This is a genomic window from Citrobacter sp. Cf118 (genome assembly GCF_030334095.1).
In the GTDB taxonomy this organism is placed as follows: Bacteria; Pseudomonadota; Gammaproteobacteria; order Enterobacterales; family Enterobacteriaceae; genus Citrobacter; species Citrobacter freundii.
Genome location: NZ_JAOWES010000089.1, coordinates 602,317 through 615,070, shown reverse-complemented (window position 1 = coordinate 615,070; position 12,754 = coordinate 602,317). Strand labels below are relative to the sequence as shown.

15 protein-coding genes, 1 tRNA gene and 1 pseudogene are annotated in these 12,754 nt (G+C 49.6%); 4 read left to right on the top strand and 13 right to left on the bottom strand.

The annotated features are described in order from the left end of the window. Nucleotides 1–1,077, top strand: a protein-coding gene (locus OGX67_RS26835; protein WP_171866509.1) for an IS3-like element ISSen4 family transposase whose coding sequence is annotated in 2 segments (ribosomal slippage) — nt 1–215 and nt 215–1,077 — 1,078 coding nt annotated over the 2 segments. Because the reading frame shifts where the segments join, the coding sequence is not laid out codon by codon here. This gene is flagged as partial in the annotation. Nucleotides 1,078–1,103: 26 nt separating this feature from the next. Here the strand turns inward: OGX67_RS26835 and OGX67_RS26830 are convergent. Then, nucleotides 1,104–1,529 (bottom strand): hypothetical protein, encoded by a 426-nt coding sequence (locus tag OGX67_RS26830; RefSeq protein ID WP_286528160.1) that lies wholly within the window; start codon nt 1,527–1,529, stop codon nt 1,104–1,106. An 83-nt stretch (nt 1,530–1,612) separates the two neighbouring features. Between OGX67_RS26830 and OGX67_RS26825 the strand changes: the two genes are divergently transcribed. Beyond that, nucleotides 1,613–1,694, top strand: a tRNA-Pro gene (locus tag OGX67_RS26825). A 372-nt stretch (nt 1,695–2,066) separates the two neighbouring features. Here the strand turns inward: OGX67_RS26825 and OGX67_RS26820 are convergent. After that, nucleotides 2,067–2,456 (bottom strand): HumD family translesion DNA polymerase, encoded by a 390-nt coding sequence (locus tag OGX67_RS26820; protein ID WP_493524534.1) that lies wholly within the window; start codon nt 2,454–2,456, stop codon nt 2,067–2,069. A gap of 107 nt (nt 2,457–2,563) precedes the next feature. Between OGX67_RS26820 and OGX67_RS26815 the strand changes: the two are divergent. Together OGX67_RS26815 and OGX67_RS26810 are read left to right on the top strand one after the other, a co-directional pair. Then, nucleotides 2,564–2,683: pseudogene (locus tag OGX67_RS26815) on the top strand (hypothetical protein); the annotation flags it as partial. Nucleotides 2,684–2,776: 93 nt separating this feature from the next. Beyond that, nucleotides 2,777–3,019: a DinI family protein gene (locus tag OGX67_RS26810; protein WP_286528157.1), complete on the top strand. Its 243-nt coding sequence runs from the start codon at nt 2,777–2,779 to the stop codon at nt 3,017–3,019. Between the two features lie 200 nt (nt 3,020–3,219). On the opposite strand, the gene OGX67_RS26805 is transcribed toward OGX67_RS26810, so the two are convergent. The 11 genes from OGX67_RS26805 to OGX67_RS26755 all read right to left on the bottom strand — a co-directional run bounded on the left by OGX67_RS26805 (nt 3,220) and on the right by OGX67_RS26755 (nt 12,704). After that, on the bottom strand, nt 3,220–4,350 hold the full coding sequence (locus OGX67_RS26805; RefSeq protein WP_286528155.1) for a tail fiber domain-containing protein: 1,131 nt from the start codon (nt 4,348–4,350) through the stop codon (nt 3,220–3,222). Nucleotides 4,351–4,412: 62 nt separating this feature from the next. Next, complete coding sequence (cor, locus tag OGX67_RS26800) at nt 4,413–4,649, bottom strand: phage exclusion lipoprotein Cor (RefSeq protein WP_286528152.1); 237 nt, start codon at nt 4,647–4,649, stop codon at nt 4,413–4,415. Nucleotides 4,650–4,756: 107 nt separating this feature from the next. Beyond that, on the bottom strand, nt 4,757–5,431 hold the full coding sequence (locus tag OGX67_RS26795; RefSeq protein ID WP_286528149.1) for a hypothetical protein: 675 nt from the start codon (nt 5,429–5,431) through the stop codon (nt 4,757–4,759). Further along, nucleotides 5,432–5,749, bottom strand: a complete 318-nt coding sequence (locus tag OGX67_RS26790) for a hypothetical protein (protein WP_286528147.1) — start codon at nt 5,747–5,749, stop codon at nt 5,432–5,434. Continuing rightward, nucleotides 5,742–8,942, bottom strand: a complete 3,201-nt coding sequence (locus tag OGX67_RS26785) for a TipJ family phage tail tip protein (protein WP_286528144.1) — start codon at nt 8,940–8,942, stop codon at nt 5,742–5,744. Before OGX67_RS26785 ends, OGX67_RS26790 begins: the two co-directional genes overlap by 8 nt. A gap of 56 nt (nt 8,943–8,998) precedes the next feature. After that, nucleotides 8,999–9,598 carry a tail assembly protein gene (locus tag OGX67_RS26780; RefSeq protein WP_200083678.1) on the bottom strand — a complete coding sequence of 200 codons (600 nt, stop codon included), beginning with the start codon at nt 9,596–9,598 and terminating at the stop codon, nt 8,999–9,001. Further along, the gene (locus OGX67_RS26775) at nt 9,586–10,317 is read right to left on the bottom strand and encodes a C40 family peptidase (protein ID WP_286528140.1); all 732 of its coding nucleotides are present in this window, start codon (nt 10,315–10,317) and stop codon (nt 9,586–9,588) included. The genes OGX67_RS26780 and OGX67_RS26775 overlap by 13 nt, the downstream gene beginning before the upstream one ends. 12 nt (nt 10,318–10,329) lie before the next feature. Then, nucleotides 10,330–11,103 (bottom strand): phage minor tail protein L, encoded by a 774-nt coding sequence (locus OGX67_RS26770; protein WP_286528138.1) that lies wholly within the window; start codon nt 11,101–11,103, stop codon nt 10,330–10,332. An 8-nt stretch (nt 11,104–11,111) separates the two neighbouring features. After that, complete coding sequence (locus OGX67_RS26765; RefSeq protein WP_213180590.1) at nt 11,112–11,462, bottom strand: phage tail protein; 351 nt, start codon at nt 11,460–11,462, stop codon at nt 11,112–11,114. A gap of 65 nt (nt 11,463–11,527) precedes the next feature. Continuing rightward, nucleotides 11,528–11,944, bottom strand: coding sequence for a hypothetical protein (locus OGX67_RS26760; RefSeq protein ID WP_213180591.1), 417 nt, complete (start codon nt 11,942–11,944; stop codon nt 11,528–11,530). Between the two features lies 1 nt (nt 11,945). Then, a complete protein-coding gene (locus OGX67_RS26755) occupies nt 11,946–12,704 on the bottom strand; it encodes a hypothetical protein (protein WP_213180592.1) in 759 nt (252 codons plus the stop codon). Between the last annotated feature and the right edge of the window lie 50 nt (nt 12,705–12,754).

Here is a 12,754-nt window from a genome sequence, read left to right as displayed (position 1 = left end):
CGAAGCCGAAGCTGGGGTACCCGCCCGTGAACTCTGCCGCAAGCATGCCATTTCCGATGCCACGTTTTACACCTGGCGTAAGAAGTATGGCGGTATGGAGGTGCCTGAAGTTAAGCGCCTGAAGTCGCTTGAGGAAGAGAACACCAGACTCAAGAAGCTGCTTGCCGAAGCCATGCTGGATAAAGAGGCGCTTCAGGTGGCTCTTGGGCGAAAGTACTGACGACAGACCAGAAGCGGGAAGCCGTGATGTTGATGTGTGATGCGACCGGTCTGTCGCAACGTCGTGCCTGCAGGCTTACAGGTTTATCCCTGTCGACCTGCCGCTATGAGGCTCACCGTCCGGCTGCTGATGCGCATTTATCAGGGCGCATCACTGAGCTGGCACTGGAGCGCAGGCGTTTTGGCTACCGTCGTATTTGGCAGTTGCTGCGCCGTGAAGGGCTTCATGTTAATCATAAGCGCGTGTACCGGCTTTATCACCTCAGTGGCCTGGGCGTAAAACGCAGAAGACGTCGTAAAGGGCTGGCAACAGAACGTCTGCCGCTGCTCCGTCCGGCGGCGCCCAATCTGACCTGGTCGATGGATTTCGTCATGGACGCACTTTCCACCGGTCGCAGGATCAAGTGTCTTACCTGCGTCGATGATTTCACAAAGGAATGCCTGACGGTCACTGTTGCCTTTGGGATTTCAGGCGTTCAGGTCACGCGTATTCTGGACAGCATTGCACTGTTTCGAGGCTATCCGGCGACGATAAGAACTGACCAGGGGCCGGAGTTCACTTGCCGTGCACTGGATCAATGGGCCTTTGAGCATGGTGTTGAGTTGCGCTTAATCCAGCCGGGCAAGCCAACGCAGAACGGATTTATTGAGAGCTTTAACGGACGATTTCGCGATGAATGTTTGAATGAGCACTGGTTCAGCGATATCGTTCATGCCAGGAAAATTATTAATGACTGGCGGCAGGATTATAACGAATGCCGCCCGCACTCCACGCTGAATTATCAGACACCGTCTGAATTTGCAGCGGGCTGGAGAAAGGGTCATTCTGAGAATGAAGATTCCGACGTTACTAACTGAGTGTTGTATCTAATCGTGGGGGCAGGTCACTTCAATTTTGGTGCGCCTTGATCATCTAAAAATGGTTCAAATTCAATACTTACGCCGTTTGCGAAAGTAATGGTGTAAGAATTAAAACCTTCTTTGTTAGATTGACCTGACCCACCACACTGTTTTAATGCACTAGTACCCAAATAAACGCCAATAAAGTGATGCCACTCATCTATCGACATCTCTTCCCTAGTTGAATTCAGAGCACTTGATGCTGCTGATGTATGGCACCGAATGGTGTATTCAGCGTTGGGACCATCAGTATATAGCGTGACAATCGCGTTTAGTTCATCATCGCTAAATTCTGGATACAATTCTTTTGCAATCTCGATAAGTTTTAGTTTGGAACTAAATTCTGAGTGCCCTTGTTCTTTAGCTCTCAGACGTAGCTCATCTGAGCATTGAATAAAAAATTCTTTCATTTTTTAGCCTGCCGGGTGGGTCAATGTGTAGATTTTCATTCTACCGCTAATTGGCACATTTTAACTATTATTATGTCCGCTTTTGGCACATAGCTGCCATTGAAATGGTTGCGCACCGTCATGGGGTGTCGGGGGTCGGAGGTTCAAATCCTCTCGTGCCGACCAAAAACCCCTTTAAGAACCAGCCTTTACGGCTGGTTTTTTATGCCTGTCTTTTGCACGGGGAAACTTTGGGGAATTACTGGGGAGAAACCCCGCCCAAATTAGAATTCACCTGGCAGGATAACAGCTGTGTGTAGTCGATGATGAAAAGACAGGGTCTGGTGACATCAACAGACCCCGTAATTACACAGCAATGCATATTGGATACGCTTTATCCCTAGCGAGTGGCTAACTTTATAGTCATTACAAAGATGGTTGTCATCAAATCTTTGTGATTGATATCTAATATTTTTAACTTAAATGCCAACAAAGGAGTGAGTGGTTAAATAGCCACCAAACAAGCATAATTATCCTTTCTCATTGATATGTTTTTATCTACATAACCGGGCAGTCATCAAACTCCGCATTCCTGGCATCATTAATGATGTACGTGATCACCCCGAATATAGCGGGTGCAGAACTGTAAGCGTCATCATCTACTGGCAGCGCTTCCCTTCTCCCGTTCTCCAGATTAACCAGGTGGGGCTGAGGGTGAGTTCGATATCGCTTGATCCTGAACTCCCCGTCTATTGCACATACCAGCAGTGAGCCATCACAGGCAGTAAGTGACGCATCCACAACAAGCAACGCCCCCTGGAGTATCCCTTCCCTGAAATGTGAACGCGATGCCCGCATGAAATAAGTCGCGGCGGGCTGACTGATTAGCTGCTGATCTAGGGAAATTCGTGTTTCAACGTAATCTGCCGCAGGTGAAGGAAAGCCCATGGCTATAGTCCTCCGTTTGGATTGAACAACAGAAAGGTACGGTTCTCGCCTTCCTGCGTTGATACATCGCGGAATGTTGTCACATACCACTCGATCCATTCGTTGGCCTGCTTCATCGTCCAGTTCCAGTTAACTTTGCTCAGCTCTTGGACAAACCGCTGTGTGGTGACGGTCTTCCGGCCATTTGGTTCCTGCTGTATCGAAGCATACCAGGCCATTTCAATATCGCTGCGTCGTGGCATCATTACGCCCTCTCTTGAACACCGGATAAAAACACAGTATAAATACTGTATATCCATCCAGTAAAGAGGCAATAAGCAATGTTCGTGGAACTCGTTTATGACAAAAGGAATTTTGATGGTCTGCCCGGTGCAAAAGATATCATTCTGGGCGAATTGACCAAGAGGGTTCACCGGATCCTCCCCGATGCTGATGTCCGGGTTAAACCGATGATGACACTGCCGGCGATCAACACTGACGCCAGCAAGCATGAGAAGGAGCAAATAAGCCGTACTGTTCAGGAAATGTTTGAAGAGGCTGATATGTGGCTGGTTTCAGATTAAACGCCTTGAACCGTCATATTGCTTAAGTACAATCCGCCGTGACTGGCAATCATTCAATACTCGCACTATCGAACGTTCGCCAGTCGGCTGCAATCATGCTCTTGCATACGGCGTGGTTGCGGCAACAAGCATTACAGTGAAAGTGCAAATCAGCTATCGATGGTTCAGGCGATCCCATCTAAAACTTGGTGTATACGTTTCTATTCTGTAAATACCTTCAGCTTCGCTTCCAGCTCTGCAACTCGACGCAGAAGATTCTGTACGACAGGCGTAAGAAAAGCAGCACCAACTTCACCTGCGTCAACAATCATGCCATCTTCTATGGCATCCCCACCGACATTCAATGCTGCACGTTGAATCAGTTCAGGATCCATAGTGTAAATATTCTGCGCACTGTAGCCGACCCTTACTTCATCAGGACTCCATTTGAATGAGTAGCGAATCGGTTTTAAACCAATAATGAATTCAACCGCTTCCTCTTCACTGATTTCTCTGTGAATGTTTTTAACGCGCTCATCCGATGCAACTGGAGTAATATTTCCATTACCTGTAGAAATAATGCTCCCTGCCACCTGAAAGAACCAGCGCGCACCGAATGAGCCGCCATCAGTAACAGTAATTGCAGGTCCGGCCCGATCAGCCCCACCAGTTGTACCACTATACATTCCAAAAGATGTGGTAAGACCCCACGTTGCCGACTGCATCCCGCAGTTGAAAGGCTTGGTCACAACATCGTAATTCCCCCCTATATTAGTGATGGGATAAATCCCCCGGCTCCCCACAGGTGGAATTGAGGTGATCATTGTTACTGGGACTTTTAATCCTGTAAGCTGAGTAATATCACTGTTATCGCCTTTTTTAGCTAATGTATTTAATTCATCTTTATCAGCTTTGTTATCCAGCGCCGTCTTATCTGCCTTTTCCGAAAGCTCTGTAGTAATACCGCCCCAGGCTGGTCCAGTGAAGGAACTGCCATCGGGCAATCTTACCGTTGCAGTTCCGGAACTACTGAATATGCTCTGCCAGTTCTGCTTGTCGTAGTTCAGCCCGCGCAGTGCTTCGGTGCTCTGAGTTACCAGTGCCGCAGTTACCATGTTCAGAGCTACACGAGGAACCGCCGACCAGGCCGCACCGGCCTGAGTAGGTCCGGTAAAATTACTGACCAGTGTCAGTGCTGCGCCGCTTTCCACTGATTTAACCGGGAGCGTATAGGGAATGCCGCCGACAGTGACAACAATAAAATCTCCGGCCGCCACCTCTGTGGTAAACGCGGTCCCGCTGCCAGCGACCGCAGCAGAATTATTCGTCAGGGTTAAGGTTCCTGCTGACATGGATGTCTCCTGAATTCAGATAATAAAAAACCCGCCGGAGCGGGTTATTTTTTTGTGATTCATTATGGGCAATTCGAACGGGTGAAATTATTTTTATTCACCCATCGCCAGTTAAATGGATAACCGGCCCTGTACTCAGTCTGATTAGCAATTTTTCGCACACCATAAATCTGTACTGGCTGGGGCTGCCCGCCAAGTACAGACTCAGCCTGACAAACCGGTTTCTGTTTCTCCAGAACAGGACCTGAGCATGCTGAAAGCACCAGACAAACAATAACGGGAGTAATTATATTTTTCATTTCGATACCAGAGTTAATTATTTGAATAAAAATAACCAACGACACTGAATATAAGAAACAGTTTTAATAGATCAATATTCTTAAATTGATCGTTTAAATCGATCAATTTAATCATATGCAGTTGTGTTTATCGCCGTTATCACAATCCCGCTATTTGTCGTACCGACTGAAGAACCACTAGCTGTTGTTGATGAAAGCCCTTTTATTCTTGTTCCCGCACCGTCATTGAAGCACCCCGTTCCCACATCCACAGGCTGGATTATTGGCTGTCCACCAGGTGCTGAACCAGCATGCAGAAGAACAGACCCCAGCCCCATCGGATTTACAGCCCATTTGCCCGACATGTAGGCGTCGATGTTCAGCCCACCCGTTGCAGCGCCGGGTGAGCCTATAGTTGTAAGGTCGCTTAATACCCGGGACTCATTCGTAAGTACCAGTGTCCCTTCGGCATCCCATATAGCCACACCCCAGGCCGGAAGCGTAAGCGGATATATGGCAAAAAAATAGGCTTCAAGGACAAAAGCCGATCCCCTGTAATTAGACGCATCAACACTGAACGTATTGCCACTTTTTGAAGCAGATATCTTTGCCGGGGCGCTGGTTCTTGCAAATGCAATCCCTCCCTTCTGACCGTCGATAGTCACGGACGCCGAAGCACTGTTAAAATCCCCCCCAAAAGTTGAGTTTACAGTGACTTTTCGATAAAGCGTCATTGGTGTGGAATCAGGCGTGATAAAAGGGTTCCCGTTAGGTAATGAAATCAATGCGCCATATTTAGCCATCTACGCAGTCTCCGCAAAAACGATTATCTGCACTTTGACTGCCGGGTAATCATTAATCCCATCACTACCTGAAGGCTGTATTGTTATGGTGTTTCCAGATGCAATAATATTTCTTTTATCTGTGTAACTTATTGTCCCTTTATCCTCCAGAGTACCAACTGCAAACCCAACCTTTAAGCCAGGTTCAAGGTTGAACTGGTAGCTTCCTGTTTTCTGACCTAAAGCAAGATCGATGATGCCCACCACGGTTACAGGTTTAATGCCATAGTTATTTGGGACGCCGTTAGCGTCCCATGAGGCAAATCCAAAATCAGACATTGGGAGCCACTCCTGTTAGTTTACCAATCTGCACAAGCACACGACCTTCCGGCCCCGTAAATGAAAGATTGTTGTCGGCTTTAGAAAGACACCACCCACCCTGATTTTCAACTTTGTAACCTTCTGACCAGATAGAACCTGATATTTTCGCATTGTTAATTGCGGCGTTAGCAATTTTGGCGCTTGTTATACTGCCATTCTGAATAAACGCATCGCTGATAAACACCTGCCCATTGATAACGGCAAACGGTGAATATTGCATATCACCGCTGCCACTCATCAGGACGAACTGATTGGCGTTAAACCCGATACGAGTGACTACCGGCTTACCCACTTCCGCCAGCACCGCAATCGACATACCGGCGTTATACATCACACCGTTTATTCGAACCCCAGTTTTAAGGGTGTAAATCGCAGATGCTCCGGTAGCATCAACCACGGCGGTGAGCTTATCCTCCAGTGCGGCAGTCACATCATTAAACTGCGCCTGCACCTGAGTGGACATTTCAGCCATGGCCTTATCTACCTGCGCAATGGTCGTTTTAACCACCAGAATATCCGCGCGTACCTCGCCGTACTGCGCCCACTGGTGTTCCACGGTTCCATGGTTGGCCAGCGCATTCTGCAACGCAGCTTCCAGATTAGTATCAATGTCACTTGTCAGGCGATCACCGTCGGCAGACGTCAGAAAATCATTGGCAATATCGCCCAGGTAGTCGTCAGCATTCGCGTTGGATTGGCCACGAATCCAGTCGGTCCAGTCACTCTGATTACCAATGCGATCGACCAGACGAGCCCGGTACCAGAACTCCTGACCAGCCTTCAAACCCAGTTGGGTATATGTGTGTTGAGGATACGGAACTCCTGCAAGCAGCAGAGGATTATCCCCATTTCCGTTTGCTGAATACTGCAGTTCGGTCTGGAGGGTATCACCTGTATCTGCCGGAAAGGACCAGTCAATCTGAATGCCCCAGTTGATAGCAGTGGTGCGCAAACCAACCGGTTTGGGAACGTCCCCAGCACGTCCCGTGAGATGAGTCAGAACAGAAGAGGCCCACAGACTGGACGCGCCTCCAGAGTTAATGGCACGAACTCGCACAAGATAATCGCCTGAGAAAATCCCAGGCACCTCGATATTGCGCAGACCCGTTTCAGGGATATTGATCCACTCATTATCACCGCGTTTCCACTGTGCCTGATACGCGACAATATCTGCCTGAGGTTTCCCGTTTTTATCTACTGGCGCATCCCAACTCGCAATCATGGTCGCAATACGCTGCCCCTGCCGGACCGAATCATAGCTACTGACCGTGATATTTGTCGGTTGCCCTATCAGGCCTGTCGGTAACAGGCTGATCGGCGGCGTATCCAGTCGGGCGTTGTTATCAACGGCATCGTACTTCGCCCCGTTGTACTCTGCACCGGTGATACTGTAGGTGTTCTCTTCATCGTTAAATGTCAGATTGGTTACGCGGAAGTACTGGAGGCGCAACTGACCTGCATCGATAACAAAAATGGCATTAGGTTGTGGCTCAGCGGTAAAGGCAGTTGCCAGTATCAGTTGCTGGCCGTTAACAGCCTGAATGGTTCTGCTCTCAACGGTACCGCCCTGAGTACGAATCATCAGCGTATCACCCGCCACCGCGCTGGTGCCCCGGTCAGTGGTCACGGCCTTAAGCCCTGCGTTGTACCCGGTGATACGCCCGCCATAAACGCGCCCTGACAGGCGTTCATCTGCAAACGCAAATACGGTGCCCGGCACGAATACAAAGCCATCAAGTCCGGTCTGAAGCGTGATAATGCGGTCAAGTGAGTTGGAATACACCGCCCATCCGCCACGCCGCTGCGCCTCGCTCTCACGCGTACAACCGATCGCGGTGATTTGCGTCTGCTTAAACTTAAACTGCTTCACCAGTTCCGGGAACATCACTGCGGTGGTGCGGTCCTGGTAGTGGTTATCCGGATCGCTGAAGTTAATCAGCGCTGAGCTATAGCGGTTCTTTTCACTGCCGCTGGAGTACGTTGGCTTACCAACAACAGAAGCTCGAGTGAGTATCTGAAGTTTTGACGTATCAGCTGGCATATCAGAGACAACATTGAACATGTTGTTGCCCCAGAACGTCATGCCGTTAAAACCTGCCGCGATGTCTTTAATCACCTGCCAGGCATCAGCCTGAGCCTGGATATAAACGTCAAACATAAAGCGAGGCTCGGTACCGCTGCCACCCTTACCATCCGGCACTTTCTGGTCGCAACGCTGGGCAATACGGTACAACTCCCATTTATCGAGCATCGCTGGCGTAACCCTGCGACCCAGTCCGAAGCGCGGCTCAGTAAGAATATCGAACCAAATCCACGCCGGGTTGTTACTCCAGGACCATTTGAATGTACCGTCCCAGGTCCCGCTGTACGTTCGCGCAACGGGATCGTAGTTTTGTGGGATGCGGATTACCCGGCCTTTCGGCTTGCAGGATATCTTTGGGATATTGCTGAACGATTTAGCGTTAAATGAGACGTACAGCAGTGCGGTATGCGGATAACGCAGGCGGGCATCGATGACCTCAGTGATTGCCTGCACCTGTGTTTTGTTCTGCAGCATCTGACTGGTGCTGTCAGCAGTATCGCGAACTACGCGAATCTGCCAACCGGTGCTTGCTTTAGGCAGGTTGATGCGGTGCGTCAGCTCATAGAGAGAACTGAGTTTCTCCGTAACCGTTTTGGTCATTACTGTCGAGTAAGCGCCACCGTCCACCGCCAGATCAATATGGTACTGAACCGTAGTACCGACAATATCCCCATCGTTTTCCTGCTGCTGTAACCCAGGGATGCCAATACGTACCAACACCGCGTCAATCTGGGTGTTACTCAGTGCGCGGGTCCATGGGGTGACTTTCGTCAGCGATACGCCAACCGTAGTTTCGTTCTCAACTGCGGGAAAACCCGGAATCGGTGTCTGGGTCTGTGTGCCCGGTCGAAATTCCCAGAAAACGTTCTCAAAATTCATCGTTCCATCGGCGTTACCAAGCGGTGTACCGTCCAGGAAAATCCGGGTCGCATCCAGACCACCAGCAAACTCACCTTCCCCTAGCGCCAGCAGCATGCGACAGCGCGCCATTGATTGCGCCGAATCAGGCTGTTCTACAGGTGTGTGCTGCTTCTGGCTGCCGCCCTTTGCACCAGTAATCGTTGCCATATTGCATCCATAAAAAAAAGCACCCGACTGGGTGCTAATTGAAAAGTGAGAAGCCGTCAGATGTCCTCAGCGACGATCCCCGCGCTGATAATTGCGCCGCCGATTTCACGCTCGCCATACAGCAGAGCCACTGGGTTACCCATTGCCAGGGTGTTTACTGAGCCACCAAAGGCATAGCTAGGTTTGTTATCTGGATCGTCGCGTCCCTGCAGGCCTTTTGGCTGAGGAGAGAGCATCTGGTAGATGCCTCCGGCCATCATTGATGCACCGGACATTACAAGCCCGGCACCGAATGTCAGGCCAACACCTGTCCAACTGGTCATTGCGCCAATAACAACCCCAGCAACAACCATCACAGCCCCAAGAATCGTCTGGAACATGCCCGCCTTCTTCGCTCCTTCCATCACTGGCGCAATGCGAATATCGCTTTCACCAGACAACTCCTTAAAATCCTCCACCCCGATATTGCGCTTACCGCGAAACACCGCGAACGTCATGCCATTCTTTTTGGCGTTCAGAAGATAACTTTCCAGTCCGTCCAAGTTGATGCAAAGCGCCTTTACCGCCTCAGCTGATGTCTGCACCGCAAGCCTATGAACACGGCCAAACCTGGCTCCCAGCACACCGTACAATCGAATCGTGGTTAAACGCGCCATGGCTGAATCTCCTGCGGTAGCTCTTTGTGACGGACGCAGATCATCGTCCTGTCTTTGAAATAACCGCGCGCATACGGCGTGATGCAGGATGGCTGCCCGTACAGATGGTGAAGCAGCTCACCTTCTTCGGTAATGATCCCCGCGTGGTTCCACTTACTGGATTCAACCTGCATGATGACCATACAGCCTGGCGACGGGTCGCATTCGACAAACCCTTCCCGCTCCCAGTTGTCGAAATACAGGTTGTCCGGGTACTGGCTTTCCCACCATGGGTAATCGACGCGGAAATCGTTAAGCTTCACGCCTTGGGTGGCATGCCAATCCATTACCAGTCCCCAGCAGTCATTTGAGCCCAAGATAAACGGACGCCCGATAAGGGGTACCGCCTCCGGCATTATCTCAGCGTATTCGTCGCTATCCGGCGCGTAAATACCCCAGACCACGCCGGAGTTGTTGCATTGCTGGCAGTCCAGATCGGATGGAACCGGCCTTGCTCCATCGCCAGGATGGGAATGGATGACGCGCACAATCGTCCCGATATCTTCGGCGTTCGCCCAATGCTCGCCATCGATGCGGAAATGCTCTGTTGGATTTTCATGAGTGTTTGGTACAGGAATATAGCGCTGGCGACGGCCAGACTGAATAACGAATCCGCAGCTCTCGCGCGGGGATTCCTCCAGCGCATGAGCACGGATAGCTGCCAATATGGTTTTATTCATTGCTATGTCCGGTTATCGGGTGAAGAGAACGGTTGCCGGAAAGCCGCCAAAGTCGAGAATTGCCGCATTAGGATCTGCCAAGCCGGCGCCAAATCGTTTACGGCAGTCACTGAAGCAACCACCACATACATCAAGGGCAGGATCTGAAACCTGATTCCCCTTCGCGTCGAAATATGCCGTACCGTTATAGGTGCATCCATCGCCGCTCCGGTACTGCCCGCGTAGCGCCCATTCGCAGAGCGAGGTGATTTGTCGGGTTGGGATAACAAGCCCCTGCAAGTCTGCGGGGCTACTGAGTGACCATGAAACCACTTCGTCGTCTTCGGAGGTTTTCGTGTCAAGCCAGAAGGTCTGAAGCGTGAACATTGTAGGGTCTGCCATCGGGTTCACGCCGCCTGGGAAGTTAACCGCGTCCAGATAAACGGCGTAGGTGTCGATGATGCTTACCTTCGCGTTAACCATGTCCTTGAACTGCAGGCAGAGCGCGGTGATATGCCCGTCAAGGTTCGATACGCTAAGTTTCGGTTCAGCGGCCTGGTCGGTCGAAAGAGCGAGATCAGAAATCTGGAAAGGCCAGAAGTCGAATATTTTGCCATCCCAGATGATGGGCTTTGGTCCAAGCTTAGCTTCATCGCCGTTCGCCGCTTCAATCTCGGCGGGCGTATGGGGAAACGGACTATAGTGAAAGCGGTGAATACCACCGCTGAACTCTGAAGCATCTACTTCGACCAAGCGGACTCTACCGCCCGGCGCCAGCATTGCAGCTGTATCAATCAGTGCTGTCATGCTCTACCTCAGGCATAGACGCCATAGGCGCGCTTAATGGTGAAGGTCAGCTCAGCGAATTTGCTGCTGAGTTGGTTTTTACGCACCGAATCGGCCACAACGCGATACAGCCCCATCTCCTCGCCCGGCGGCGTGATGACGAATGCTTTAACGGTATGCGTCAACAGGAAGTCGCGAACTGCGTTAACTTCCGCCTCCGTTCCTGCGTGCTTCATTGGAACCTGAATGGCGGTGGAGTTAATACCGTTCTCAGCCACCTGCTCGTAGCCATCACCGAACTGGGCTGACCTTACGGTCTGACTGTATTCCACTGCGCCAGCACCGAGTTGTGAGTGCCAAGTATAAGTTTCAACTGCCATATTTGCTCCATAAAAAAACCCAGCCGGAGCTGGGTTATTTATAATGATTGCTATTTACGCAATATTTAGGTTACTAATACTTTAATTTTCGCCAAAATATCTTGAGTCATTTCAGCCTCTTTTAAAATGCAGTCCAACTGCGACTTATGAATGTTTTGAGTTAATTCATAATCCGCCTCACACCTGGATTTATGACACATTTTTAGCTTAACAGAGAGTAATTGCAATGTTCTTACATGCGTCGGGTGCAGTTGTTCGGCACAGTCTGCTAAATACTGGGATAAGCGAGCGTGAGTCCCACCTTTGAAAACTTTTCCTGGTATAGGATGATTTTTGGGGACACGGCCACCAGCAATATCATGCGCAGCGTGAAACATGCTGTAGTATGCCCGGCCAATTGAAGCCCTCAAATTAACTTCGTTTTCAGCATCTTGTGCCATCGATTTTGCTAGATGTAGGATTTCAGAATGTGAGATAGCCATTTCATTCACCTATCACATGGAATGTGGCAATGCTATTGGACGAGAAAATTTGATGATCCACGATCAATGAAGCAAGTTCATCATTGAGCTCCCATAAATTATTAGAGAGATCTGAAGTTATACCAAAAGAGAAAATTAACATCCCTTCTGCGTCAGTATGGATTGATGCTTGTCTCGGTGGGAGTTTTAGCCTTTCTGCAATTTGCATTACAAGAGAAGCCATTTGAAATAAATAATCAGATTCTTCTCTGTCATCCATCAAAATATCAAAGATGGAATCGCAACGCATGATGTCATACCTTTGTTTTTCTGCAAATGATGATATATCGCAGGAATTGAAAATTGGCTGACTCTTTATAAGCAACATGGTTTCAAGATCCCCCCAAAACCCTGCATTTAAATAAGCATGGCAAAGCCCAGCAAAGCCGACATAAGGGATACTATTGTGGGATATTTCACGTGCCAATCGATACTGGCATCTCTGGCCTAACGCGACTGAAAAGTTCACCCACACCACATCATTATAAGGATTGATAAGGGTAAGTCGTCGATGAGTTTCCATAGCGGCAACATAGTTACCACCAACGATTTCTGCAAGTCCTATGACTAAAAGAGACTGATAGGCATCTGGTATTTTTTTAGCCTCTCGGATAACTACACGCAGGCCAAATTCACCAATCAGGTTTTCTCCCGACTCGATAGAGGGAACTAGCTTGTCAAGAAGCTCATTAGTTTTCAGTTGAGGGTTAGCGCTAGTCATATCCGTATCGACCAAAGGATGTTTAGCCGAATCATAGCAAAACTACTAAG

Excerpts from the sequence above, each read along its gene's own strand:
- OGX67_RS26830 (WP_286528160.1), bottom strand. The coding sequence starts at position 1,529 with ATGAAAGAATTTTTTATTCAATGCTCAGATGAGCTACGTCTGAGAGCT.
- OGX67_RS26820 (WP_493524534.1), bottom strand. The coding sequence starts at position 2,456 with ATGGGCTTTCCTTCACCTGCGGCAGATTACGTTGAAACACGAATTTCC.
- OGX67_RS26810 (WP_286528157.1), top strand. The coding sequence starts at position 2,777 with ATGTTCGTGGAACTCGTTTATGACAAAAGGAATTTTGATGGTCTGCCC.
- OGX67_RS26805 (WP_286528155.1), bottom strand. The coding sequence starts at position 4,350 with ATGTCAGCAGGAACCTTAACCCTGACGAATAATTCTGCTGCGGTCGCT.
- cor (WP_286528152.1), bottom strand. The coding sequence starts at position 4,649 with ATGAAAAATATAATTACTCCCGTTATTGTTTGTCTGGTGCTTTCAGCA.
- OGX67_RS26795 (WP_286528149.1), bottom strand. The coding sequence starts at position 5,431 with ATGGCTAAATATGGCGCATTGATTTCATTACCTAACGGGAACCCTTTT.
- OGX67_RS26790 (WP_286528147.1), bottom strand. The coding sequence starts at position 5,749 with ATGTCTGATTTTGGATTTGCCTCATGGGACGCTAACGGCGTCCCAAAT.
- OGX67_RS26785 (WP_286528144.1), bottom strand. The coding sequence starts at position 8,942 with ATGGCAACGATTACTGGTGCAAAGGGCGGCAGCCAGAAGCAGCACACA.
- OGX67_RS26780 (WP_200083678.1), bottom strand. The coding sequence starts at position 9,598 with ATGGCGCGTTTAACCACGATTCGATTGTACGGTGTGCTGGGAGCCAGG.
- OGX67_RS26775 (WP_286528140.1), bottom strand. The coding sequence starts at position 10,317 with ATGAATAAAACCATATTGGCAGCTATCCGTGCTCATGCGCTGGAGGAA.
- OGX67_RS26770 (WP_286528138.1), bottom strand. The coding sequence starts at position 11,103 with ATGACAGCACTGATTGATACAGCTGCAATGCTGGCGCCGGGCGGTAGA.
- OGX67_RS26765 (WP_213180590.1), bottom strand. The coding sequence starts at position 11,462 with ATGGCAGTTGAAACTTATACTTGGCACTCACAACTCGGTGCTGGCGCA.
- OGX67_RS26760 (WP_213180591.1), bottom strand. The coding sequence starts at position 11,944 with ATGGCTATCTCACATTCTGAAATCCTACATCTAGCAAAATCGATGGCA.
- OGX67_RS26755 (WP_213180592.1), bottom strand. The coding sequence starts at position 12,704 with ATGACTAGCGCTAACCCTCAACTGAAAACTAATGAGCTTCTTGACAAG.